Below are 22,868 nucleotides of genomic sequence, written 5' to 3'. Positions count from 1 at the left end.
TGTCCGCCATCAGGATTCACCCTGATCTTTGAAATAGCGCTTCAGGGATGAGCCCGATGTCATCGGGGCTTTGCCATGGCAGTATCGCAGAGGTGAGTCCCAGGTTCCGGAATGCCTTCTCCGGCGGAAATCGGCTGACCGCCGCTCCGCCGTTGCGTCGGCGTACCGGTGGTCGGGTGGTGGCCGGAGTGGCCGGAGGACTTGCCGATCACCTCGACGTCCCGGTGTTCCGGGTGCGGTTGGCCTTCGCGGTGCTGGGAGCCGCCAGCGGGATGGGCATCGTGGCGTACGGACTGTTGTGGATGCTGATGCCGCCGGGCGACGACATCGCCGCGGTCAGCCCCACCGACCGCAGGCGGGCCACCGGGCTGTTGCTGTTAAGCCTTGCCGCGCTGATCATCCTGATGTCGACGATCAGCGGTTCGACGGCATCGTTGGTTTTCCCCATTGTGTTGGCGTTGACCGGTCTCGCGGTAGTGTGGCGCGAATTCGACGCGCAGGGACCAAGTTTGGCGGTTCTGGGTGCCCCTGGCCGGCCGTCGATACTGACTTTGGTTCGGGTGATCGCCGGTGCGGCGCTGGTTTTCAGCGGCATCGCGGTGGTGGTCCTGCGCAATGTGGACCTGTCCTCGTTGCGTGATTCGTTGGTGGCCATCGCGGCCACGTTGGTGGGCGCGGTGCTGTTGACCGTGCCGCTGTGGTTGCGGTTGTGGCGTGCGCTCGGCATCGAGCGGGCCGCGCGCATCCGCACCGAGGAGCGTGACGAGATCGCTTCGCATCTGCACGATTCGGTGCTTCAGACGCTGGCGCTGATCCAGAAACGCACCGACAACCCCAGCGAGGTGTTGCGCCTGGCCCGCAGCCAGGAACGGGAGCTGCGCAGCTGGCTGTTCTCCTCGGGGGCCTCGTCGGATTCGTCGTTGGCTCAGGAATTGCGCGCCGTGGCAGGAGAGGTGGAGGACACGCACACCGTGGCGGTCAGTCCGGTGATAGTCGGCGATGCTGATCTGGCGCTGGAGCCCGAGACCGGCCGGGCGCTGGTCGGGGCCACCCGTGAGGCATTGGTCAACGCGGCCAAACATTCCGGGCAATCGGATATCAACCTGTACGCCGAGGTGGAACCCGGCCAGATCAGTGTTTTCGTCAGGGACCGGGGTAAGGGGTTCGATCCCGAGGAGGTACCGCAGGACCGGCAGGGCATCGCGCGCTCCATCAAGGCCAGAGTGCTGCGCCGGGGCGGGCAGGTGCAGATCAAGTCGGAGATCGGCAAGGGTACCGAGGTGCGAATTACCATGCCGTACAAGACCAATGACGTCGACGGGAAGGAAGAATGATGTTGCGGGTATTCCTGGTCGACGATCACGGAGTGTTCCGGTCCGGGGTGCGGGCGGAGCTGGCCGGTGAAGCGGATATCGAGATTGTGGGCGAGGCAGGGTCGGTAGGTGAGGCGGTCGCCGGAATTCGCGCCAGTGCACCGGATGTGGTGCTGCTCGATGTGCACATGCCTTCCGGTGGCGGAGTTGCCGTCATCAACGGAACATTGGGACCGGTGTGCCCTGTTTTCCTGGCGCTCAGTGTGTCCGATGCCGCCGAGGATGTTATCGCGGTGATCAGGGCGGGGGCCAGAGGCTATGTCACCAAGACGATTTCGGGGAGCGAGCTCGCCGATGCGGTGCGCCGGGTGGCCGGTGGTGATGCGGTGTTTAGCCCGCGGCTGGCCGGGTTCGTGCTCGACTCCTTCACTGGGCGATCGAATGCCCCGGAGCCGGCGCTGGACCCGGAGCTGGATTCGTTGACTCCGCGTGAGCTCGAGGTGCTGCGGCTCCTCGCCCGGGGGTACACCTACCGGGAGATCGCCGAGGATTTGGTGATCTCGGTCAAGACAGTGGAGACGCACGCCTCCAATGTGTTGCGCAAGACTCAGCAGTCCAATCGCAACGCGTTGACGCGCTGGGCGCATACTCGTCAGCTCGACTGACGCTCGGCAGATAGCTCTCGCGCCTACCTGCCTGCCTTGACGGTTGTCGGTGGCGAGGTGTTTACTCCAGACATCGAACATATGTTCTAGTCGAGTGTGTCTGGAGGTGCGGTTGTGACGGCAGTGGCGGCCGCTGACGAAACGCTGGTAAACCGTGCTGACCAGCTACAAAAGCTCCGGCAGCAGATGGCGGCGATATCGGGAAAGGTTGGCGGTGACCGGTCCGCGGCGGGGCGCTTTCAGGAGGTGCTGCCGGATGCGCAGTCTTTGCTGCCGGGCTCCGAAGCGCTGGCCAGATCGATAGGTCATGTGTTGCGGCGCGGCACGGTCGCGGTGGCCGGTGGGGCCCGGTCGTTGCCCTTGGATGTGGTGGCTTCGGTGACGGCCGCAGGCGGTTATGCCGCGATTGTGGGCCTGCCGGACGTGAGCGTGTTGGCCGCGGTGGAGCGGGGGGCAGACCTGAGCCGCCTGGCGTTGATTCCCCGCCCGGGCCTGAGTGCGGTCGAGGTGGCCTCGGTGCTTATGGATGGGATGGATCTGGTGGTGCTGGGCCTGGGCGGGCGCAGAGTGACTTCGACGTCGGCTCGCGCGATAGTGGCCCGGGCGCACAGCAATGGGTGCACGCTGCTGGCCGTCGATGGGGACTGGGAAGGCGCCTCGATGCGGTTGCAGGCGCAGGTGACGGGATACGACGGGGTGTCGGCCTGCGGTCTGGGGCGGATTCGTGGGGTGCGGACGGCGGTGCGGGTGCGAGGCCGGAGCGGTCGGGAGGTGTGTGGCAGCCGTGGCGCGATCAGATCTGCCTGACAAGCCGGAGAAGAGGCGGCGCAAAGCGCCACGGGTGCTGGCGATTTGGTGCCCGGACTGGCCTGCGGTGGCCGCTGCGGCCATGGCAGATCTGCCTGCCACCCGGCCCGTGGCGGTGACGCTGGCCAACAGGGTGACGGCATGTACCGCCGCCGCGCGGGCGCTGGGAGTGCGCCGGGGTATGCGACGGCGCGAGTCTCAAGCGCGTTGTCCACTACTGCATGTCGCGGTGGCCGATGCCGATCGTGACGCGCGGTTCTTCGAACCGATGATCGCGGCGGTGGACGATTTGGTGCCGGGGGCTGAGATTCTGCGTCCCGGGCTGCTGGCACTGCCGGTGACCGGCGCCGCGCGGTATTTCGGCAGCGAGCAGACGGCGGCGGAACGGCTGGCCGATGCGGTCTCGGTGGCCGGGGCCGAATGCCAGGTGGGCATTGCCGATCAAATGTCCACGGCGGTATATGCCGCGCGGCATGCGGCGCTGGTACCGCCGGGTGGCGATGCGCAGTTCCTGGCCCCATTGTCGGTCAAGGAGTTGGCCGCTGAACCCAGCCTGTGTCACCCGCAGCGTGAAGACTTGGTGGATTTGTTGTGGCGCATGGGTATTCGTACCATCGGAGCTTTTGCCGAACTGGCGCGGGCGGATGTTGCCTCGCGGTTCGATGATGACGCGGTGCAGGCACACCGTCATGCGCGAGCCGAACCGCAGCGTCCGCCCTCGGGGCATGCCGTCCCGGCGGAGTTGGGGGTTGAGCTGTCCTGTGATCCGCCGATCGATCGGGTGGATGCGGCGGCTTTCGCGGGGCGAACGTTGGCGGTGAATCTGCACGAGAGGCTGTCCTCGGCCGGGGTGGCCTGTTCCCGGTTGGCCATCCACGCCATCACGGTGGACGGGCAAGAGCTGTCCCGGGTGTGGCGGTGTGCCGAACCGCTCACCGAGGAAGCGACCGCGGACAGGGTGCGCTGGCAGCTGGACGGTTGGCTTGCCCGGCGCCGGTCCCTGGATGGGCCGGTGGCGATGCTGCGGCTGGAACCGGTCGAGGTGGTGACCGCCGAGGCATTGCAGCTGACGTTGTGGGGAGCGGTGGGCGCCGAGGAGCGGCAGCGGGCACGCCGCGCGTTGACACGGGTTCAGGATCTGTTGGGAGAGGAGTCGGTGCAGGTGGGAGTGATCAGTGGCGGGCGTGGCCCGTCCGAACGAATTACCTTGGTGCCCTTAGGGGATGAACTGAGGCCGCGAGCCGACCCCCATGCTCCATGGCCGGGTAGGCTGCCCGATCCGGCTCCGGTGGTGTTATCCGATGAACCGGTGGAGTTGTTGGATATCGACGGGGTACCGGTGACCGTGACCGGGCGGGGGATGTTCTCGGGGGAACCGGCCAGGGTCCGGCGCGGCAATGGGCGCTGGGAGTTGAGTTGGTGGGCGGGACCGTGGCCTATCGACGAAAGGTGGTGGGAGGAGCGGGAGCCGGTTTCTGTATCGGTGGCCGCACGGGCCCAGGTACTGCTCGAAGGTAAGGGCGGTGGCCAGGCGCTACTGCTGCATTTCCGCAAGCAACGTTGGTATGTGGAGGGTGTGTATGAATGACGGAAGGGTGTCAGCCGGTTTCATCGACTTTTCGGGCGAAGGCGCTCACTCGCTCGATGAACAGCTGGAAGAACACTTCGGGATCGGTCTCCACCGCGATCTGCGCGTTGGGTTTCTGGCCCCACTGGCCCTTCCAGTCCGCGATGGTCATCGCACGCGTCAGGTCTCCGGTCAGCTCGACATCGACCGTTGCGGAACGGGTTTGGACGAGTGATGGGTCCAGTGCCACCGCGGCGGCGAAGGGATCGTGCATATGTGCCAGGAACCCTTCGTCCTGCTTCATGTGGAATTCGAAATAGAAATGCGCGGCATCCTCGATGAAACGCAGCACCGAATTGCTTGCCCCTGATCGGCTTGACGGAGAGTCGAGCACGGTCAGCGGAGTGGTGGTGGCGCCCGCGGCATCGGCCAGCTTGACCAGATGCTCTGGTGTCATGGCGATCGTCTCGGTGAGATTCAGGCCGCACACGATCGGAAGTTCTTGCACGCCGGCGGCTCCCCAGGCGGCGTATACCTCCGCCGTGGCACCCGGATCCACCACGACGTTCCATTCCGCCACCGGTGTGGTGTTGCCCGGGTAGTCGAACGAGCCGCCCATGATCACGAGCCGTTTGAGGAGTTTGGGCAACTCTGGTTCGGTGCGCAGGGCCAGTGCCAGGTTGGTAAGCGGGCCGGTCGCCAGGCCCACCAATTCACCGGGGTACGCGCGGGCTGCTTTTACCCAGGCCTCGGCCGAGTCGTACTCGGTGAGTGTGCGGGTGGTATCCGGCAGTGCCGCGTATCCGAGTCCGGTGGGGCCGTGCGTGTCTTCGGCGGTGCGCAGTGCCGCACTCAACGGCTCGGCGACACCCTTGGATACCGGAATCTGAGGGGCCTTGCATAGCTCCAGTAGGCCCAGATTGTTCGCGCAAACATGGTCCACCGAGACATTGCCCGCAGTAGAGGCGATACCGACAATATCTACCTCCTCGCTAGCGAGGAGGTAGATCAATCCCAGTGCGTCGTCCACTCCGGTATCGACGTCGGCAAAAACGGGAACCATGGGCGTCAACCTACCGCCAGTTAGCTCCGTCCACGGTTTCGACAAGCGGTAGAGCGCCTCACTAAGAGAAAGTCATACGACTGACTGAATCTAGGTTAGTATGGGTCACAGACGCCGATTGCCCGGAAGGGAGCATGGGATGGGCCAGGACGAGGGGCCGCGGGAATTGGCCACCGTGGCAGTGGTAGGTGCCGGGCTGTCAGGTCTGACGGCGGCCCGCGCGCTGCACCGGCAAGGGATCGATGTGATCGTGCTGGAGGCGGCCGAGCGCCTCGGCGGGCGAGTGCTGGGCGAGACCACCGCGCTGGGTTCGCGGTTGGACTTGGGCGGGCAGTGGATCGGCCATGATCACCATCGCGTCATGGAGCTCGCCGCTGAACTCGGCCTCACCCAGTACCCGATGCACACGGGCCCGCTGCCCGCGGTGATCGATGGTCCCCGCCGTGTGAAGCTGCCGTCTCTGCTGCCGACGGTATTCATTCTTGCCGGTCTAGAGGTGTTCTCGCGTCTGGCGACGCCGGAACGTCGGAACACGACCAGCGTGGCGGATTGGCTGCGTAAGGTGCCAAGCCGCACGGCGCGACGGCTGCTGGAGGTGCTTGCCGAAATCTCGTGGACGGCCGATGTGGAGCGGATGTCGGTCTCCACGATGACGTCGATGATCCGCCATCAAGGTGGCCTGCGGACCATGTTGTCGACCAAGGGCGGTGCCCAGGACTCCTTGCTTGTTGAGGGGGCGGGCGCGCTCGTGGAAGGTTTGGCCGCAGAGCTGGGCTCGAGGATCAGGCTGGGCCGGCGCGTCGTCTCGGTCAGCCAGGATGAGCAGGGAGTCACCCTCGAAACAACCTCGGGCCGAGTGCATGCCACGAAGGTCATCCTCACGGTGCCGCCGCCGATGGCGGCGCGGATAGCGTTCCAACCACAGCTTCCTCCCGAGCGCGTCGACGTCCAGCAGCACACGTATATGGGATCGGTGTACAAGGCGATCGCGGTGTACGAGAAGCCCTTCTGGAGGCAGCGATGCGGCGGTGAGTTCCTGGTTCTCGACGGCCCGGGCCGGGCGGTCTTCGACACCACCGCGCCGGGTGGCCCGGGACATCTGTGCGTACTTGTCGGCGGTCCCGAAGCGCGTGAAATGGATCGGCTGGACGCGGCCGGCCGGCGCCGCGCGGTATTGGGCTCGCTGGCGCAGCATGTCGGACCAGAGGTTCTGGAGCCGGCCGACTGGCACGAGAAGTCTTGGCATCTAGACGAATATGCCGGCGGTGGATATATGGCCTTACCCGATATCGATGCCACCGTGCAGCTGCCGGTATCGTCGGCGCCCCTGGCCGATATCCATTGGGCGGGTACCGAAACGGCGCATGATCACCCGGGCTACCTCGATGGAGCCATCGAATCGGGCACCCGGGCGGCCGGGGAGGTCACCAATGCACTCCGGGGATGAGGCGCAGCGCCTTCATCACCGGGCCTGGAACGCGTAGCCGCGACACGGCCGCGACGCGTTTGGCTGCCCGGGGACGGCGCCGTGAGGTCGACAGATCCCGGCGATCATCGACGGGTTCGAGTCCGCGGGCGGCCTTGGAATCCGGGTATGCCAGATACATCTGATGTAAAACCCGTCGGCTCAATTTGGGGGTGAGGTACTGCCCGATATCGGCGACGGTGCCCATCGGATGGTCGATGCGCGTCGGCTTCTCGACGAGTCCGCGCACCACCATCGCGGCCGCGTGTTCGGGGGTGAGACCGCGCACCACATTCAGCTTGTGGGAGGGCGTGATCATCGGTGTTTTCACCAGTGGCATATGAATATTGGTGAACGTGATGTGATCGGACACCGTCTCGGTGGCCACCACATCGGCGAACGCGTCCAGTGCCGCCTTGGTCGGAATGTAGGACGCGTACTTGGGGTTACGGGTCTGCACGCCCGCCGTCGATACGTTGACGACATGGCCGAATTTCCTTTCCCGCCAATGGGGAAGAAGTGCCAGCACCAGCCGGACCGCGCCGAAGTAGTTGATCGCCATGACTCGCTCGTAGTCATGGAATCGATCCACGGTATTGACCACCGAACGGCGAATTGAGCGCCCCGCGTTGTTGACCAGGTAGTCCACGTGGCCGAACTGACCGAGAATGCTCTTCACGGTGTCGTCGACGGCGGCGTAGTCGGTGAGATCGCAGGGGAACGCGTGGGCCTTACCGCCGTCCTCCCGGATCTCCGTGACCAGTTGATCGAGTGCCTCCCCGTCGCGTGCGACGGCGAATACCGTGCCACCGCGCTTGGCGACGGCGATGGCCGCGGCGCGCCCGATACCGCTGGATGCGCCGGTGATGATGACGTGCCGTCCCACCAGTGGCCCGGCGGGGTCATCGCGGCGGTACCGCTCGGGGTCTAGGTTTCTGCGCCAGTACTGATACAGCCTGCCCGCGTAGCTGCCGAACGGGGGAACCTTGATGCCGCTGGGGCGCAATGCTTCTTGCGTCGCGTCGGAGATGAAGGTGGGCATGATCTCGGTGATGTCGACTACCTCGGGCGGGATGCCGAGCTGGGTGACCAGCATGTTGCGCCAGACCTTGACGGTGCCGCGCGCCCGCAGGAACGGGGTGGCCACGGCGTGCGGAAGCGAGCCACGTACGGGTGGCAATCCGGCGGCGGCGGCAATGCCGGAGTAGATATCGCGAAGGTAGGTCACCTCGGGGTTGGTCAGGTGGAAGGCTTGCCCATCGCGCCCCTCCTGGTGCATCAACTCGACGGTGGCGTCGACGACGTAATCGACGGGAACGATGTTGGAGCGCCCGGCCTTGGGCAGCATCATCGGTGTGAACCGGGGCAGACGCGCGAGCTTGGCCAGAATTCCGAAGAAGTAGTACGGACCGTCGATCTTGTCCATCTCGCCGGTCTTGGAATCGCCGACGACGACGGCGGGCCGGTAAATCCGATAGCGCAGACCGGGTTCCGAGCGCACCAGCAGCTCGGCCTCGAATTTGGTTTGGTGATAGGGCGTCGGCAGGTCCTGGTTGACGTCAAAGTCTTCTTCGGTGAATTCGCCTTCGTAACTGCCCGCGACCGCGATGGAGGAGATGTGGTGCAGGGTGGCGCCCGTGCGCTTGGCCAGCGCGATCACCGATCGGGTGCCCTCGACGTTCGCGGCACGCTGTGCCTGGTCGTCCACGGTGACGTCGTAGATCGCGGCACAGTGCACGATGTGATCGGCGGCGATCGGGTCTCCTTCGGTGGGCAGGCCGAGATCGGGCTGGGTGAGATCACCGACCAGTGGCTGTACCCGGTCATCCCATTGTCCGGCGAGCTTTTCGAAACGTGACAGGGATTCGCGACGTACCAGGACGCCGACTTCGGCGCCCGGTTGGGTCTCGAGGATTCGGGTCACGATCCGTCGTCCGATGAAGCCGGTGCCGCCGGTGACGATGTATTTCACGCGCTACCCCTGAGACTGTTAGACCGCTTATCGGCCCGTTTGGAGCCATCGTTGCCGTTTTGGGGTGTTTCGTCAACGATGTGTGACAAGTTCGTCATCGCCGAGTTAGCCATAGGGAATACTCCAGGAATGTCGCGCACCCAGGTGTTCACCGCCGCTCGCGGCGCGGGCAACGTTGCCTGGTGGGTATTTGTGGTTGCCGCCTTGGTGAACCGGGGCTTGGGCCCACGGGGCTGGGATTGCGGGTGGACCGCATACACCCCGCTCACCGACGGTCAGCCACGCCGCTATGCCGACTATGTGCCGTTTGACCCCACCGTGCAGCTGGTGGGCGTGGTGGCCTGGGTCGCCTTCTGCGTGGTGGTGATCACGGCCGTCGTCGAGTTGGCCATTGTCCGGCGGTGGATTGCCGTGTGGACGGTGGTGATTCCGTTCGCCTCGTTGGGTCTGATCGCCTATGCGCTCGGTGAGCTCGACCGTACGATCGTCTGGTCGCCGGTCGTGGTGCTGTTTTTCGTGCTGGTGGCCGTCGCGATACGGCAGGTATGGATGCGTCGGTTTGCTCCGGCGGTGAGGGAACAGCGGTGATCGATACGGTGTCAACGGAGCGTACGGCGCCGATCGCGCCGGTCGAACTCGGTGCCAGCAGATCGGCACCGGTTCTCTGGGCCGTCCAATACGCACTGGCCTGTATTCCGCTGGTTCTGGTCGTCGCGGCGGTGTGGGCAGTTACGGCGTTGCCCGCCCATGCGACGACCCCGCTACAACACGTTATTGGCGCACTGGGGTTGCTGTGCGTGTCATGTGCGGTCGCGTGGGTGGTGCTTCGCCCGCTGCAGCGTTATCGGACGTATCGGTGGGGCGTCCTGGACGACAGCTTGGTATACATCGCTTCGAAGAGGTTGTGGCTCAAATCTTTTTGGGTTATTCCTCTTTCCTTGGTGCGGACCGTGGAGCTGCGTCAGGACCGACTGCAGCGGTCGTTGGGGTTGGCGGCGGTGGTGGTCCGGGCGGACCAGGGCGAACTGCGGATCGTGGGCCTGGATGCCGAGACCGCGCAAGACGTCGTCGAGAAGCTGTTCAGGCTGGTGGACGGGGCCTCGCTGTATCAATGAGGTGACGTTGTTCTCTGCCACGGCAGTGCCTTGAGTGTTAGCATCGCTGCACTGCGATGGACTAATTATGTTCTCCGACAATGATTCTGGTGTCGACGTCCATGGTGCCCGCGGTATCCACCCGCTCGGGCATCGTTTTCCTCAACGGCTACACCTGCTTTTCAACAGTGTTGGCGGCCCGTTCCGCGCGAAGATCGCTGGCTAGTCGCGGTTTTCGTCAAGTGTGTACGTCAGACAATCCGGCACGGTCGAGCGGAGCGGGCCTGTGGCCCGCCGCGCTCACTACCGTCGTGAATCTCATATACGACTTCCGGTCCGCAGAACTGTTCAGGCTCCGTGTTCGCGGAACCAGTCGGCAGCAGCGCCTGCAGTGCGGTCGACCACGTAAGGGGTGTCGTAGTACTCCGAGTGGAACACGTCGTTGTCCCAGACCAGCTTCTTGTCTGCGGTAGGGATCGACTCAAAGTGCCGCTTGGCGGAAATGGGGCTCAAGCAGTAGTCACCGTGGAAGACGATCGCAGGCTTCTGGAGTTTCGCGATGCCGGGAACGGTGGAATATCCGAAGTGGTCCAGGTCGCTCATGATGGCGTAGCGGTTCTCGAAGCCCTTCAGCGTCCACGGCCCATACCAAGCCCACACCGCCGGGCCCGGCAATCCCGCTCGTGAGCCCACCGTGGGGTCGGCGAGATCAGGGGAGACCAGCGGCTGGTAGACGACTTCCCCGGTCGTCTCGTAGAGCTCCTTGGCCTCACGTGCCCGCTGCAAACGCTCCGACAGCAGCGTCTCTAGCTGTTCCCGCGATGGCAGAGAAGCCTCGTCGAATGGGTTGGTTACGACCCCCGCGGTGACAGGGAACAGGTCGGCATCCGCGTCACGGAAGTAGCCGGTCACGCAGGCGACTGCCTTGATCCGGTCGTCATAGGACGCCACATCGAGCAGCTCGGGACCACCCTGGCAGATGCCAAGCGCGAAGACGCGCGATGCGTCCACATCTGATCTGCCCACCAGGTAGCTGAGTGCCGAGACCACGTCCTCGTTCTTCATTACCGGGTTCTCGAGCCTACGGGGCTGACCGCTGGACTCGCCGACCGTACGCGGGTCGAAAGCGAGTGCGACGAACCCCTCGTCGGCTAGCCGGGTCGAATATTGCGTGGGGGCCTGTTCCTTTTCGAACGAGTAGGGCCCGAGTGTCACGACCGCCGGGAACGGGCCGTCGCCCTTCGGTCGGTACACGTCTCCCACCAGGGTTTCCCCGTGCGAGGGAAAGGTGACCTTTTCGACTGTGTAGTTGCCATGCTGAGCCACTTGGTGTTCCTCCATTTGAATGTTGCGGACCATGGTGAGTGATAGCTGGTAGATGGATACTATCTAGTTAGTTACCTAGATGCGACCGACAGCCTAGCTTTGGACGTGTAGGTAACCAGTGCCCCCGGTCGGGTGTGTGAGCCCGATTTAGGATCTTGCTGGGCGAGGGTGTTGTGGCACGCTATCGGGCGATGTGGAGTGCTTCAGCTGTGGCGACAGAGCCGGTCATCGTCCCGCGATGGCGATGAGGGCCTCGACCGCCGCGATGAGTGCGGTCCGGTGTGCGGCCAGGCGCTCCGGGCTGAAGGGCTCGGCTGCGGTCAGGCCGCGCAGGGCCGGCGAGGCACCGAGCCAGGCGGTGGTCAGTCCGAGCACGAGCGCCAAGATGTCGGCCGGCTCGGCATCACCTGTAGGTGGCCGTGTTTCGGTGATCGCAGCGACCTTTGACGCGTAGGCCGCAGTTTCGGCAGGGCCTGCGACGGGCCGTTCCAACTGGGCCCAGGTGGCCAGCCGCAGGTGCTCGGGATGCTTGATGAGGTGGTCGAACAACGCGCCCGCGTAGCCGGGCAGATCCTGCGGAGTGAACGGGACCGCATCCGACATGCGCTGGATGGAATGCGCGACGACGGTGTCGAACAACGTCTCCTTGTTGGTGTAGTAGACGTAGAGCAACCGCTTGTTGGCTTCCGCGGCGGCGCCGATCCGGTCGACGCGCGCACCGGCCAGCCCGTGCTCGGCGAACTCCGCGAACGCGGCGTCGAGCAGCCGCTTCTTGGTCGCAGAGGCATCGGGCGGCATGTCCCTGAGCCTAGAGCCAAGCGACCGCATGATGAGCCAACCGTCACCGGCCGGGTGGATTCCCGGCCGGTGACGACCCCCGACCCCGCATTGTGGTGCGAGTTTTAGCCGGCCGTGGATGGGGTGAACACTCCACGGAAGCGCACCTGGCCGGATACGAGGCGGTCATACGCCTCGGTGGCCTGATCCAGGGAGTAGGTCTGCACGATGGGCTTCACCCGTCCCTTGGCGGCGTAGTCGAGCACTTCGGCAAGTCGCTGAAGGCCGCCGTGCGTTGAACCGATCACCTTCTGTCGCATCATGTGAAAGGGCACGCCTTCGGACGAGATCGAGAATGGATGGTTGAAATCCAGGCCGCTGAGCGCCACACGGCCGTCCGGTCGCAGTCCTGCCATTGCCTCTTGAGCGGCGGAGAACGCATTTGTTGTCACCATGAGGACGTCGGCGCCACCCAGTTCAAGCAGCTCTTTCCCGCTTGCGACGACATGATCGGCCCCGAGTTGCAGGGCCAGATCCCGTTTGTCGGGGGAGTGCGTGATCGCGATGGTCTCGAATCCGCTCGCCTTGGACAGCTGCACCGCGACATGTCCAAGGCCACCGATACCTACCACGGCCACCCGTTCGTGTGGCTGTGGTGCGGCGTCCCGGAAGCTGCTCCAGGTGGTGTATCCGGCGCACATCATCGGTGCGGCCAGCTCGTAGGGGAGCCCGTCCGGCAAGAGCACCGTGCCCTCGGCGGCGAGCGCGACGTACTCGGCGTGACCGCCTTGTGCGGAGAATCCTGAGGTGCGCGGATTCGCGCAGTTCATGGCGGTCTGGCCGGTCAGGGGGCGGTTTTCCCGACAGTAGGCGCAGCGCCCGCAGGCGGATTGCACCCAGGTGGCGCCCACTCTGTCTCCTACCTGGCGAGTGTGTACGCCGGCGCCCACCTCGACGACCTCACCGACGATTTCGTGGCCGGGAGTTTGTGGGTAGATGTCGCCGCCGAAGCCCTGGGTTGCCCAGGCGTCGGTGTAGCACATGCCGGAGGCATGGACCTTGACCAGAACCTGGCCAGGTTCTGCGGTGGGGGTGGGCACCTCCTGTACTTGCCAGGGTTGGTTGGCGCCTGTCATGACAATGGCTTTCATAACGATCTCTCCTTGGCTGAGTATGTGCCGCAGGGTTATCTGCCCCGTTGTTGTGAAGGCTAGCGAACGTATTCTCAAATATCAATAACTAGATAGTTACTTAGCTGGGATAAATGATGGAAGCCGATCCCGCATGGACGTATCGAACATATGTTCGATATACTGTGAGGGTGGGCTGGTCGCAGGGTCCGCCGACCTGGGCGGAAATGGAACGGGTGCTCGACGGGCGCCTCAATCCCCATGCCCCACCGGGTGATGGTGGGGACGGTCCCGCATGGAGCCGAAAGCGTCCGCCCTACAAGCCGCCGCCGCAGGAGCGTGGGCGCTCGGGGGTGCCGTATGCGGAGCTGCACGCGCACTCGGCATTCAGCTTTCTCGACGGTGCCAGCCTGCCGGAGGAGATGGCGCAGGAGGCCGCGCGCCTGGATCTCAAGGCGCTGGCCATCACCGATCACGACGGTTTCTATGGGGTCGTCCGTTTCGCGGAAGCCGCCAAGGAACTCGGCCTGCCCACAGTGTTCGGCGCGGAACTATCCCTGGGTGGGCAGGGCAATACGGAGGATTCGGTACATCTGCTGGTGCTGGCCCGCGGACAGGAGGGGTACCGGCGGTTGTCGCGGCAGATGGCCGCCGCGCACTTATCGGGCGGAACACCTAAAGATCGAAAGGGTAAGCCGTGCTATGACCTTGACGCGCTCACCGAGGCCGCCGCAGGGCATTGGCACATTCTGACCGGGTGTCGCAAGGGGCATGTACGCCGGGCTCTGGCCGCCGGCGGTCCCGCTGCCGCCGAGAAGGCGCTGGCCGATCTGGTGGATCGATTCGGTGCCGATCGGGTCAGCATCGAACTCAGCAGGCATGGCCACCCGGACGACGATGAACGCAACGCCGAGCTGGCCGCGCTGGCCCCGGGCTTGGGTGTCGGCGTCATCGCCACCACGGCAGCACATTTCGCCACACCCAAGAGTGGGCGGCTGGCCATGGCGATGGCGGCGGTGCGGGCGCGCAAGAGCCTCGATGACGCGGCAGGCTGGCTGGATCCAGTGGGTGGGGCGCATCTGCGTTCCGGGGATGAGATGGCGCGGCTGTTTTCGCACTGCCCGGAGGTGGTGACGGCAGCCGCCGAGCTGGGGGAGGCGTGCGCCTTCGACCTGCGGCTCATCGCCCCGCAGTTGCCGCCGTTCGACGTCCCGTCCGGTCACACCGAGGACAGCTGGCTGCGGCATCTGGCCCTGGAAGGTGCCGAGCGTCGATACGGCCCCCGGCCCGGCGCGCAGAAGGCCTACGCTCAAATCGAGCGTGAGCTGGAAATCATTGCGCAGCTGAATTTTCCGGGCTATTTCCTGGTGGTGCACGACATCACCCAGTTCTGCCGTCGCAGCAATATTTTGTGCCAAGGTCGTGGTTCGGCGGCCAATTCGGCGGTCTGCTACGCCCTCGGGGTTACCAATGTCGATCCGGTGGCCAATGGTCTGCTATTTGAGCGGTTCCTGTCGCCGGCCCGTGATGGGCCGCCGGACATCGATATCGATATCGAATCGGACGAACGGGAACAGGCCATCCAGTACGTCTACAACAAGTACGGTCGCGAGTACGCGGCGCAGGTGGCCAATGTGATCACCTATCGTGGTCGGATGGCCGTGCGGGACATGGCCAAAGCGCTCGGCTTCGCGCAGGGGCAGCAGGATGCCTGGAGCAAGCAGATGGGGCATTGGGGCGGTCTGGCCGATGCGGCGGAGGTCGACGGCATACCGGCGCAGGTGATCCAACTGGCTCAGCAGATCAAGAATTTCCCCCGCCACATGGGCATCCACTCCGGCGGCATGGTCATCTGCGATCGGCCGCTGGCCGATGTGGTGCCTGTCGAATGGGCGCGCATGGAAAATCGCAGTGTGTTGCAGTGGGATAAAGATGATTGTGCGGCAGTGGGTTTGGTGAAGTTTGATCTCCTGGGGCTGGGCATGCTCTCGGCGCTGCACTATTGCATCGACCTGGTCCGTGAGCACAAGGGCATCGATGTCGACTTGGCTCATATCGATCTGAAGGAGCGGGCGGTCTACGAGATGCTGGCCCGCGCCGATTCGGTGGGGGTGTTTCAGGTGGAGTCGCGTGCTCAGATGGCCACGCTGCCCCGGCTGAAACCCAAGTGTTTCTACGACCTGGTGGTGGAGGTGGCCTTGATCCGTCCCGGGCCCATCCAGGGGGGCTCGGTGCATCCATATATCCGGCGGTACAACAAGATCGACAAAAATTGGCAGCACGACCATCCCTCCATGGCGGCCGCACTCGACAAGACGCTGGGGGTGCCGCTGTTTCAGGAACAGCTGATGCAGCTGGCCGTCGATGTCGCTGGGTTCAGCCCCGCCGAATCAGACCAGCTGCGCCGGGCCATGGGCTCCAAACGGTCGCCGGAACGGATGGAACGGTTGCGCAGCAGGTTCTACGAGGGCATGCGGAACCTGCACGGCATCACCGGCGAGCTGGCGGACCGGATCTACGAAAAGCTCTACGCCTTTGCCAATTTCGGCTTTCCGGAAAGCCATGCGCAAAGCTTCGCCTCGCTGGTGTTCTATTCGTCCTGGTTCAAGCTGCATCACCCCGCCGCGTTCTGTGCGGCGCTGCTGCGCGCGCAGCCCATGGGCTTCTACTCGCCGCAATCCTTGGTGGCCGATGCGCGTCGGCACGGTGTCACCGTGCACGGGCCCGACGTGAATGCCAGCCTGTCCTACGCGACGTTGGAGAATGCGGGCCTGGAGGTGCGGATCGGCCTGGGCGCCGTCCGCCATATTGGCGACGAGCTAGCGCAGGTCATTGTCGAGGAGCGAAAAGCGCACGGCTCATTTGCCTCTCTGCTCGACCTGACCGGCCGCATCCAGCTGACCACGGCGCAGGTCGAGGCGCTGGCGACGGCGGGTGCGTTGGGTTGCTTCGACATGTCCCGGCGTGAGGCGCTGTGGGTGGCGGGCGCTGCCGCCGCCCAGCGACCCGACCGATTGCCCGGTGTCGGAGTGTCGTCGCGTATCCCAGTGCTTCCGGCGATGGGGGAGGTGACGCAGGCTGCCGCCGATGTGTGGGCCACCGGAGTCTCACCGGACAGCTACCCCACCCAATTCCTGCGCAAGCACCTCGACGAGTTGGGGGTCATTCCGGCCAAGGGGCTCCTCGATGTGCCCGATGGGTCACGAGTGTTGGTGGCGGGAGCGGTCACTCATCGGCAACGGCCGGCCACGGCGGCCGGGGTGACGTTCATCAACTTGGAAGACGAGACGGGCATGGTGAACGTGGTGTGCTCGGTGGGGCTGTGGTCGCGCCATCGCAAGCTGGCGGTGACCGCGCAGGCGCTGATCATCCGTGGTCAGGTGCAAAACGCCAGTGGCGCTGTTTCCGTGGTGGCCGATCAGCTGCGACCGCTGGATCTTCAGGTCCGCTCCACCTCGAGAGACTTTCGTTAGACACTGCCCACGAAGCCGTGCTGACGCCAGGCCTCGTACGCGGCGATGGCGGCGGCATTGGACAGGTTCAACGACCTGCGCCCTGGCAACAGCGGGATGCGTACCTTTTCGGTGACATGCGGGTCGGCGAGCACCTCGGCGTCCAGGCCGGTGGGTTCCGGACCGAACAACAGCACATCGCCCGGCTGGTAGGCGATATCGGTGTAGGTGACGCTGGCATGCGCGGTGAAGGCATACACCCGTTGGGGTTTCAGGGATTCCCAGGCGGCGGACAGACTCTCGTGAACCGTCACCGACGCCATGTCGTGATAGTCCAGGCCGGCGCGGCGCACCTTGGCTTCGGACAGATCGAACAGTGGCCGCACCAGATGCAACTCGCACCCGGTGCCTGCCACCATCCGGATCGCGTTCCCGGTGTTGGGAGCGATCCGGGGCTCGTGGAAAAGCACGGAGAACATCTCACCATTATGGTTTAGAGGCGATGAGGTCTATCCGCGGAAGCGATGGAGAACAGTTTGTGGCGCTTGTGATCACCCCGGCAGATTTCCAGAATGCCGCGCTACTGGCGTTCTTGCAGGCTCACTTGGACGACATGGCGCCGACAGCACCCCCAGAGAGTCGGCATGCCTTGGACGCTGCGGGTCTCCAGAAACCTGGAATCAGAATGTGGGTTGCCTCCGAAGAACAAAACCTCGTCGGAACCGTTGCGCTAGCAAGAATCTCGGTGTGGCATGAAGAACTCAAGAGCATGCGCACAGATCCGCGGCGCCGAGGCTTGGGTGTCGCCTCGACGCTGCTCACGCACGCCCTCGATGACGCGAAGAGTCGGGGAGTGCGCAGAATTTCATTGGAGACCGGAAGCATGGAATTTTTCGCCCCCGCGCGGGATCTCTACCGTAAACACGGGTTCGTTGCGTGTGGCCCCTTCGGCAGCTATGCCGAAGACCCGCACAGCACCTTCATGACACTGGACATCCAGTAGCGCAGGATTGCCCGGAGCGGCACAGAGTCGTGACGTGTTCAGCGGAATATGTTCGCCGGCTAATGAATTCAGAACTCTGAACATGGATCAGGCTAGCTGTAGGGGCATGCGGTGACGATCTTCCCGTCCGTCAAACCCTTCGCGTTCATCGTTTCGAGCATCCCGGGTAGGGCGCCATCTCCCTTTCCCGAGAACAGTGCCCAGGTCTCGCCCTGCAGATGGCTTTGGCTCAATGCCGTACCCACGTCGCAGCTTGCCTTTCGTTTGGCGGTGGTATCGCCATTGACCGCCTGAAATTGCCACGTATGCGCCCTCTCCTGATACGAGCACAGCAGAAAATCGAGTGCGGGTACGCAGCTGAATCCGTTCGATGCCAGCCATGTACCGAGGTCGCTGTTGCTGGAGAACTTGACGGGATCGGCATAACTGACTGGGGCGCAGCCTATGAGCGTGGCCAGCATAACCAGGAAAGCTCGCACAGTTCCCTCCTCAATCCCGACGCGATGAGCGCACTGTACTTCGGGGAACAGGATTCGAAAGACGAACCACAGTATCCGTGCTCGCGGCGATGAGGCACGATGGAGCTATGGGCAGCCCGGCCGCATACGAGTGCGGGACCCCCGGCGACGCGGCGTGGGAGTCGGTGAGCCGACCGCCCGACGCGGCGTTGGCCGGGATTGCGCATGGATACACGGAGTTTCGCGAGTATTCCGACAAACCCGTCGACCGCCGCGAGGTCGCCGGTGTCGACCCGGTGCTCATCGTGGAATTCGGTGATCCACTGCTTGTTACCGATGCCGCGGACACGCGGTCCACACGGATGTGGCAGTCGTTCGGCGCCGGCGCGTGTCAGGGACCCACCGCTACCCTGCATCAGGGCATGCAGCACTGCCTTGAGGTGCGGTTGACGCCGCTGGGGATGTACCGGATCACCGGGCTGCCGATGAATGACATCAGTAATCGCGCGGTTGGCCTGGACGACTTGTTTGGCAACGAGGGTCGCCACCTGGCCGAACGCCTTGCCGCTGAGCCCGATTGGGCCCGTCGATTCGACCTGTTGGATGCGATGTTGGTACGCGCGGCGGGAAATGGCCCAGAGCCCGACCCCGAGGTGGCCTGGGCGTGGCGCCTGCTGAGTCAAACCCACGGGACCGCCTCTGTGGGTGAGATTGTGGCCGAGACCGGTTGGAGTCGTGCTCGATTGGCGAGTCGCTTCCGTAGCCAGGTCGGCCTGACTCCCAAGTCCGCCGCACGTGTGCTTCGCTTTGGCAGGGCGATGGCGCTGCTGACCGCACCGGGGCACCGATCGCTCGCCTCAATCGCTGTGGCGTGTGGCTACTTCGATCAAGCGCATTTCAATCGGGATTTCAGGATGTTCGCGGGGTGCGCGCCGGGAGAGTTGACCGCGCTGCGATACGAGGACCTGCCCGGCATACACGATCCGGGCATTCGCGGAACATTTGTACAAGACGAGGGGGAATCGCGGGCCTAGCGTCGCTGCCGTCACGTTAAACGGCGGAGAGGAATTCACGATGACTGGCCAACCGACTTTTTTTGAGATCGGCGTGCCCGATGCGGTACGCGCACAGAAGTTCTATCAGGGACTGCTGGGCTGGACGCCCCATGCGATGGGCGAGAGTGGGCAGGCCTGGCTCGAGACGGGCGGCATCAACGGCGGACTGCACAATGACGATGAAGACCGCCGGATAGACATATTCTTCGGCGTCGCGGACATCGAAGCAGCCGTCCGGACCGTTCGCGAACTCGGCGGTGCGGCGGAGGATCCTGGACCGGAGGAACCGGGCTTTGGGCGCTTCGCTTTCTGCACCGACGATCAAGGCGTGCGATTTGGGCTGCATCAGCCCTCGAGCAGCTTCGTCTAAGCGGTGTCACTCGTCGCGGAGATAATGGCAGTCATGGCCGAGCATTGGACAGACCGCGAAATCACCGCAGAGACCTTCTACGACGAGGACTTTCGTGAACTGCGTACCGAGCGCGTGGTTTTCACCGAATGTGATTTCAGCGGTGCCAACCTCACCGAGTCGCTGCACATCGGCTCGGCCTTCCGGAACTGCACCTTCCGCCGCACCTCCCTGTGGCATTCGGAGTTCCGGCAGTGCAGCCTGCTCGGCTCCACCTTCACCGACTGCCGGGTGCGTCCGTCGAAGTTCACCGAATCCGATTTCACGCTGTCCTCGCTCGCGGGGCTCGATCTGCGTGAGATGGATCTGTCGGACTGTCGTTTTCGCGAGGCCAACCTGGTGGGCACCGATATGCGTAAGGCCAATCTGCATGGTGCCGACTTCACCGGCGCCCGCACCCAGAACCTCAAACTCGATGGGGCCGACCTGCGTGGTGCGCGCATCGACCCGACGTTGTGGACCACCGCCACCCTGGTCGGCGCCAAAGTCGATCTGCCCCAGGCCGTCGCCTATGCGGCCGCGCACGGGTTGGACGTGCACGGGGGCTAAACCTCGCGTCGAGTGTGAGGGGTAGGGCGCGATTTCCGCCGAGTGTGCGCACTAGCGCTCACACTCGGCGGGAAGGCGGGGAGGGTCAGGCCTTCAGGCGGATGCGCCAGCGCACGAACCCGGCCATCACCAGCGAGAGCAGCGCCAGGATGCCCATGTCGAACAGCCAGGTGCCGGCATCGTGGTTCCACAACTCGTCCTGCGGCCCCACCGGCACCAGCTTGCGCAGATCGCAGGTCGCGGCGGTGGCCGCAAAACCCCAGCGCGACGGGAAGAGGAACGAAAGCTGTTCGAGCCCGGCACGACCCGTCACCGGGATGAGACCACCGCTGAACACGATCTGGGTCATGGTGGCGATCACCAGCATCGGCATCACCTGCTCGGCCGAGGTGGCCAGCGACGACAGCACCAGGCCCAACACCGTGGCCGCGCACGCGGTTGCCGCGACGGCCACCCAGAGCTCAAAGTTCGCGCTGCCCAGTAGCACCGCACCCTGGGTGGGTCCGCCGCGCACGATCACGATGACGGCCGTCATGATCGCCGATTGCACGATGGCAGCACCGCAGTAGGTGATGATCTTGGCGAGCAGATAGGCAGTGGCCGACAGACCCACCGCCTGCTCACGCCGGAAGATCACCCGCTCACCGATCAGGTCGCGGATGGTCAGCGCCAGACCCAGGAAGCTCGCACCGAGGTTCGTCAGCGCCAGCAACAGCCCCGGTTCGTTCGGGTTGTCGGGCAAAGCCACGTTGAAACCGGCACTACCAGGCACCGACAACACCAGGCCCGCAAGGACAAACGGCAGTAGCGCCAAGAAGATGAAGTACCCGCGGTCGGCAAGAATCAGCCGTCCCTGGCGGCGCGCCACCGTGGAGACCTGCCGCAGCAGGCTGGTCTTGGGGGGCTTGCCCAGATCGCCGGGCTTGCTTGCCGCCGTGACCGGTTTGTTCGCGGCGGGGTGCCGCGACAGATAGGCCTGATGCACCCCGTCGGGATCGGCGGCGGCATTGGCGAAGATGTCGGCCCAGTCGGTGGTGCCCATCTCCTGGCCGATGCCACGGGGCGGCCCGCAGTAGGCGGTCTTGCCGCCGGGCGCCAACAGCAGCACCTGGTCGCAGTAGCTCAGGTAGGTCAGTGAGTGGGTAACCACCACGACCACGCGGCCCGCATCGGCGAGCTGGCGCATCAGGCTCATCACCTGACGGTCCAGCGCCGGGTCCAGACCGGAGGTGGGCTCGTCCAGGATCAGCAGCGACGGGCCGGTCAGCAGCTCCATGGCCACCGAGGCCCGCTTGCGCTGCCCACCGGAGAGCTTGTCAACGCGCGTCTCGGCGTGCTTGGTCATCTCGAGTTCCTCGAGAACCCGGGACACCACCTGCTCACGATCTTCCTTGGTGGTATCCGGCGGCAGGCGCAGCTCGGCGGCGTAATGCAGCGCCTGGCTGACGGTCAGCTGCGGGTGCACCACATCGTCCTGCGGCACCATGCCGATGCGGTTTCGCATCACGGCATATTCGGCGTGCACCCCGTGCCCCTCGAAGGACACCTTGCCCGCCGACGGTTGGGTGTTGCCGACGATGAGCCGGGCCAGGGTGGACTTGCCGGCGCCGGAGGGTCCGATCACCGCGGTCAGCGAGCCGGGACCCGCCGAGAAGCTGATGTCGTCGAGCAGCTTCTTGCCGCCCTCGACGACGAAGTCGATGCCTTGCACCTCAAGGCCGCCGACCCGGGTGGCCATCGTCGGCTTGACCAGCGTGCCGTCCTGGACGACCAGGTCGACGTTACCGATGGTGACGGTGTCGCCTTCGCGCAGCGACGACTGCTCCACCTGGACGCCGTTGACGAAGGTGCCGTTGATGGTGTGCAGGTCCTGGATCTCCAGGCCGCCCGCTGTCGGAAGCAACAAGGCGTGGTGGCGCGAGGCCAGCACATCGTTGACGACGATGGTGTTGTCGGGAGCGCGGCCGACGGTGATGGCGCCGGGTGTCGGCTTGGGCGCGCCGCCGATGCCCAGTGCGCGCATCGCCCGTGTCCCGAAGGGCTCAACCGGCTCGCTGGAATAGGAGGCAGGCGCCGGGATGGGTTCCGACGGGTATTGCTGGCGCGGCCGGGTGGGGCCCGAGGTGCTGGGTGTCCCGTAGGTATGGGCGGCCGACGGCGGGGCTCCGTACGGATGCTGCTGACTGGGCGGCTGGCCGTATGCCTGCGGGGCGGACTGGTACCCGCCGGTGGGGTAGTGCTGCTGGGCACTTGAGTACGGCTGGCCGGTGGTGCCGGGCTGCTGAGCGCCGGTGTAGGGCGTCTGCTGTTGGGTGCCCGAGACATACCCGCGCATGGTCGGGGGAGCGATGCCCAGCTGTGTCTCGCTGCCCAGGCCTCCGAGCGCGAAGGTCAGCCGTGGGCCGCCCGGATCGCCCAGGTTGATCACGGTGTCATCGCGCACCTCGACCCAACCGACCTGACGGCCGTTGACGAACATGCCGTTGAGACTGCGTTGGTCCTCGGCGATCCATTTGCCGTCGACAAACCTGATTATCAGGTGGATACGCGACACCAACGGGTGTGTGATGCGTACATCGGCGTGGATATCGCGGCCGATATGAATATCGTGCCCGGGTGCGAACTTTCGCTCGTCACCGTCGAATGCCACCGTGAGAGTGGGTGCTTCCCGACCAGTCATCGCTACCGACTGTATCGGTTCACAGCCAGTGGTCAGTCTTCCCGCGCCGGATGCTCACGGGCGCGGGAAGACCGGTGCGCTCG

20 protein-coding genes are annotated in these 22,868 nt (G+C 64.7%); 12 read left to right on the top strand and 8 right to left on the bottom strand.

The features are described from left to right. The first annotated feature begins 56 nt into the window (after nt 1–56). The 4 genes from ABG82_RS21050 (at nt 57) to ABG82_RS21035 (ending at nt 4,373) form a co-directional block, all read left to right on the top strand. Nucleotides 57–1,334, top strand: a complete 1,278-nt coding sequence (locus ABG82_RS21050) for an ATP-binding protein (RefSeq protein WP_162269201.1) — start codon at nt 57–59, stop codon at nt 1,332–1,334. Further along, nucleotides 1,331–1,978: a LuxR C-terminal-related transcriptional regulator gene (locus tag ABG82_RS21045; protein WP_043076542.1), complete on the top strand. Its 648-nt coding sequence runs from the start codon at nt 1,331–1,333 to the stop codon at nt 1,976–1,978. The genes ABG82_RS21050 and ABG82_RS21045 overlap by 4 nt, the downstream gene beginning before the upstream one ends. A gap of 114 nt (nt 1,979–2,092) precedes the next feature. Then, nucleotides 2,093–2,785 carry a hypothetical protein gene (locus ABG82_RS21040; RefSeq protein ID WP_043076650.1) on the top strand — a complete coding sequence of 231 codons (693 nt, stop codon included), beginning with the start codon at nt 2,093–2,095 and terminating at the stop codon, nt 2,783–2,785. Beyond that, nucleotides 2,763–4,373 carry a DNA polymerase Y family protein gene (locus ABG82_RS21035; protein WP_196770497.1) on the top strand — a complete coding sequence of 537 codons (1,611 nt, stop codon included), beginning with the start codon at nt 2,763–2,765 and terminating at the stop codon, nt 4,371–4,373. Before ABG82_RS21040 ends, ABG82_RS21035 begins: the two co-directional genes overlap by 23 nt. A gap of 10 nt (nt 4,374–4,383) precedes the next feature. Here the strand turns inward: ABG82_RS21035 and ABG82_RS21030 are convergent, their stop codons facing one another. Further along, on the bottom strand, nt 4,384–5,415 hold the full coding sequence (locus ABG82_RS21030) for a nucleoside hydrolase (protein ID WP_043076544.1): 1,032 nt from the start codon (nt 5,413–5,415) through the stop codon (nt 4,384–4,386). Nucleotides 5,416–5,554: 139 nt separating this feature from the next. Between ABG82_RS21030 and ABG82_RS21025 the strand changes: the two genes are divergently transcribed. After that, nucleotides 5,555–6,862, top strand: a complete 1,308-nt coding sequence (locus tag ABG82_RS21025; RefSeq protein ID WP_043076545.1) for a flavin monoamine oxidase family protein — start codon at nt 5,555–5,557, stop codon at nt 6,860–6,862. Here ABG82_RS21025 and ABG82_RS21020 read toward each other — a convergent pair. Next, nucleotides 6,840–8,852, bottom strand: coding sequence for an SDR family oxidoreductase (locus ABG82_RS21020; RefSeq protein ID WP_043076546.1), 2,013 nt, complete (start codon nt 8,850–8,852; stop codon nt 6,840–6,842). The two genes, ABG82_RS21025 and ABG82_RS21020, sit on opposite strands and share 23 nt — an antisense overlap. A 129-nt stretch (nt 8,853–8,981) precedes the next feature. Between ABG82_RS21020 and ABG82_RS21015 the strand changes: the two genes are divergently transcribed. Together ABG82_RS21015 and ABG82_RS21010 are read left to right on the top strand one after the other, a co-directional pair. After that, nucleotides 8,982–9,440 (top strand): hypothetical protein, encoded by a 459-nt coding sequence (locus ABG82_RS21015; RefSeq protein ID WP_043076547.1) that lies wholly within the window; start codon nt 8,982–8,984, stop codon nt 9,438–9,440. After that, a complete protein-coding gene (locus tag ABG82_RS21010) occupies nt 9,440–9,967 on the top strand; it encodes a PH domain-containing protein (RefSeq protein ID WP_407661891.1) in 528 nt (175 codons plus the stop codon). The genes ABG82_RS21015 and ABG82_RS21010 overlap by 1 nt, the downstream gene beginning before the upstream one ends. 327 nt (nt 9,968–10,294) lie before the next feature. Here the strand turns inward: ABG82_RS21010 and ABG82_RS21005 are convergent, their stop codons facing one another. The 3 genes from ABG82_RS21005 to ABG82_RS20995 all read right to left on the bottom strand — a co-directional run bounded on the left by ABG82_RS21005 (nt 10,295) and on the right by ABG82_RS20995 (nt 13,200). Continuing rightward, complete coding sequence (locus ABG82_RS21005) at nt 10,295–11,272, bottom strand: alpha/beta hydrolase (RefSeq protein WP_109475898.1); 978 nt, start codon at nt 11,270–11,272, stop codon at nt 10,295–10,297. Nucleotides 11,273–11,497: 225 nt separating this feature from the next. Continuing rightward, complete coding sequence (locus tag ABG82_RS21000) at nt 11,498–12,070, bottom strand: TetR family transcriptional regulator (RefSeq protein WP_043076548.1); 573 nt, start codon at nt 12,068–12,070, stop codon at nt 11,498–11,500. 104 nt (nt 12,071–12,174) lie between these two features. Continuing rightward, on the bottom strand, nt 12,175–13,200 hold the full coding sequence (locus ABG82_RS20995) for an alcohol dehydrogenase catalytic domain-containing protein (RefSeq protein ID WP_043076549.1): 1,026 nt from the start codon (nt 13,198–13,200) through the stop codon (nt 12,175–12,177). Between the two features lie 170 nt (nt 13,201–13,370). On the opposite strand from ABG82_RS20995, the gene ABG82_RS20990 reads away from it, so the two are divergent. Beyond that, nucleotides 13,371–16,652, top strand: a complete 3,282-nt coding sequence (locus ABG82_RS20990) for an error-prone DNA polymerase (RefSeq protein WP_043076550.1) — start codon at nt 13,371–13,373, stop codon at nt 16,650–16,652. On the opposite strand, the gene ABG82_RS20985 is transcribed toward ABG82_RS20990, so the two are convergent. Further along, nucleotides 16,649–17,110 carry a tRNA (cytidine(34)-2'-O)-methyltransferase gene (locus ABG82_RS20985; protein ID WP_043076551.1) on the bottom strand — a complete coding sequence of 154 codons (462 nt, stop codon included), beginning with the start codon at nt 17,108–17,110 and terminating at the stop codon, nt 16,649–16,651. The two genes, ABG82_RS20990 and ABG82_RS20985, sit on opposite strands and share 4 nt — an antisense overlap. 59 nt (nt 17,111–17,169) lie before the next feature. On the opposite strand from ABG82_RS20985, the gene ABG82_RS20980 reads away from it, so the two are divergent. Beyond that, the gene (locus ABG82_RS20980; RefSeq protein ID WP_043076552.1) at nt 17,170–17,634 is read left to right on the top strand and encodes a GNAT family N-acetyltransferase; all 465 of its coding nucleotides are present in this window, start codon (nt 17,170–17,172) and stop codon (nt 17,632–17,634) included. Nucleotides 17,635–17,726: 92 nt separating this feature from the next. Here the strand turns inward: ABG82_RS20980 and ABG82_RS20975 are convergent, their stop codons facing one another. Continuing rightward, entirely contained in the window at nt 17,727–18,113 is a 387-nt protein-coding gene (locus ABG82_RS20975) for a hypothetical protein (RefSeq protein ID WP_131676234.1), read from the bottom strand. Between the two features lie 107 nt (nt 18,114–18,220). Between ABG82_RS20975 and ABG82_RS20970 the strand changes: the two genes are divergently transcribed. Genes ABG82_RS20970 through ABG82_RS20960 form a run of 3 tightly spaced genes read left to right on the top strand, consistent with a single transcriptional unit; the run spans nt 18,221 to nt 20,105 of the window. After that, nucleotides 18,221–19,126 carry an AraC family transcriptional regulator gene (locus ABG82_RS20970; protein ID WP_234707982.1) on the top strand — a complete coding sequence of 302 codons (906 nt, stop codon included), beginning with the start codon at nt 18,221–18,223 and terminating at the stop codon, nt 19,124–19,126. Nucleotides 19,127–19,166: 40 nt separating this feature from the next. Beyond that, nucleotides 19,167–19,517, top strand: coding sequence for a VOC family protein (locus tag ABG82_RS20965; RefSeq protein WP_043076554.1), 351 nt, complete (start codon nt 19,167–19,169; stop codon nt 19,515–19,517). A gap of 33 nt (nt 19,518–19,550) precedes the next feature. After that, nucleotides 19,551–20,105, top strand: a complete 555-nt coding sequence (locus tag ABG82_RS20960; RefSeq protein WP_043076654.1) for a pentapeptide repeat-containing protein — start codon at nt 19,551–19,553, stop codon at nt 20,103–20,105. An 85-nt stretch (nt 20,106–20,190) separates the two neighbouring features. On the opposite strand, the gene ABG82_RS20955 is transcribed toward ABG82_RS20960, so the two are convergent. Then, nucleotides 20,191–22,785, bottom strand: coding sequence for an ATP-binding cassette domain-containing protein (locus ABG82_RS20955; protein ID WP_043076555.1), 2,595 nt, complete (start codon nt 22,783–22,785; stop codon nt 20,191–20,193). Between the last annotated feature and the right edge of the window lie 83 nt (nt 22,786–22,868).

The organism is Mycobacteroides immunogenum, from assembly GCF_001605725.1.
Taxonomy (GTDB): Bacteria; Actinomycetota; Actinomycetes; order Mycobacteriales; family Mycobacteriaceae; genus Mycobacterium; species Mycobacterium immunogenum.
This window is presented reverse-complemented; position numbering and strand designations above follow the sequence as displayed.

Excerpts from the sequence above, each read along its gene's own strand:
- ABG82_RS21025 (WP_043076545.1), top strand. The coding sequence starts at position 5,555 with ATGGGCCAGGACGAGGGGCCGCGGGAATTGGCCACCGTGGCAGTGGTA.
- ABG82_RS21030 (WP_043076544.1), bottom strand. The coding sequence starts at position 5,415 with ATGGTTCCCGTTTTTGCCGACGTCGATACCGGAGTGGACGACGCACTG.
- ABG82_RS20955 (WP_043076555.1), bottom strand. The coding sequence starts at position 22,785 with ATGACTGGTCGGGAAGCACCCACTCTCACGGTGGCATTCGACGGTGAC.
- ABG82_RS20995 (WP_043076549.1), bottom strand. The coding sequence starts at position 13,200 with ATGAAAGCCATTGTCATGACAGGCGCCAACCAACCCTGGCAAGTACAG.
- ABG82_RS20970 (WP_234707982.1), top strand. The coding sequence starts at position 18,221 with ATGGGCAGCCCGGCCGCATACGAGTGCGGGACCCCCGGCGACGCGGCG.
- ABG82_RS20985 (WP_043076551.1), bottom strand. The coding sequence starts at position 17,110 with ATGTTCTCCGTGCTTTTCCACGAGCCCCGGATCGCTCCCAACACCGGG.
- ABG82_RS20960 (WP_043076654.1), top strand. The coding sequence starts at position 19,551 with ATGGCCGAGCATTGGACAGACCGCGAAATCACCGCAGAGACCTTCTAC.
- ABG82_RS21015 (WP_043076547.1), top strand. The coding sequence starts at position 8,982 with ATGTCGCGCACCCAGGTGTTCACCGCCGCTCGCGGCGCGGGCAACGTT.
- ABG82_RS21045 (WP_043076542.1), top strand. The coding sequence starts at position 1,331 with ATGATGTTGCGGGTATTCCTGGTCGACGATCACGGAGTGTTCCGGTCC.
- ABG82_RS21000 (WP_043076548.1), bottom strand. The coding sequence starts at position 12,070 with ATGCCGCCCGATGCCTCTGCGACCAAGAAGCGGCTGCTCGACGCCGCG.
- ABG82_RS21050 (WP_162269201.1), top strand. The coding sequence starts at position 57 with ATGTCATCGGGGCTTTGCCATGGCAGTATCGCAGAGGTGAGTCCCAGG.
- ABG82_RS20965 (WP_043076554.1), top strand. The coding sequence starts at position 19,167 with ATGACTGGCCAACCGACTTTTTTTGAGATCGGCGTGCCCGATGCGGTA.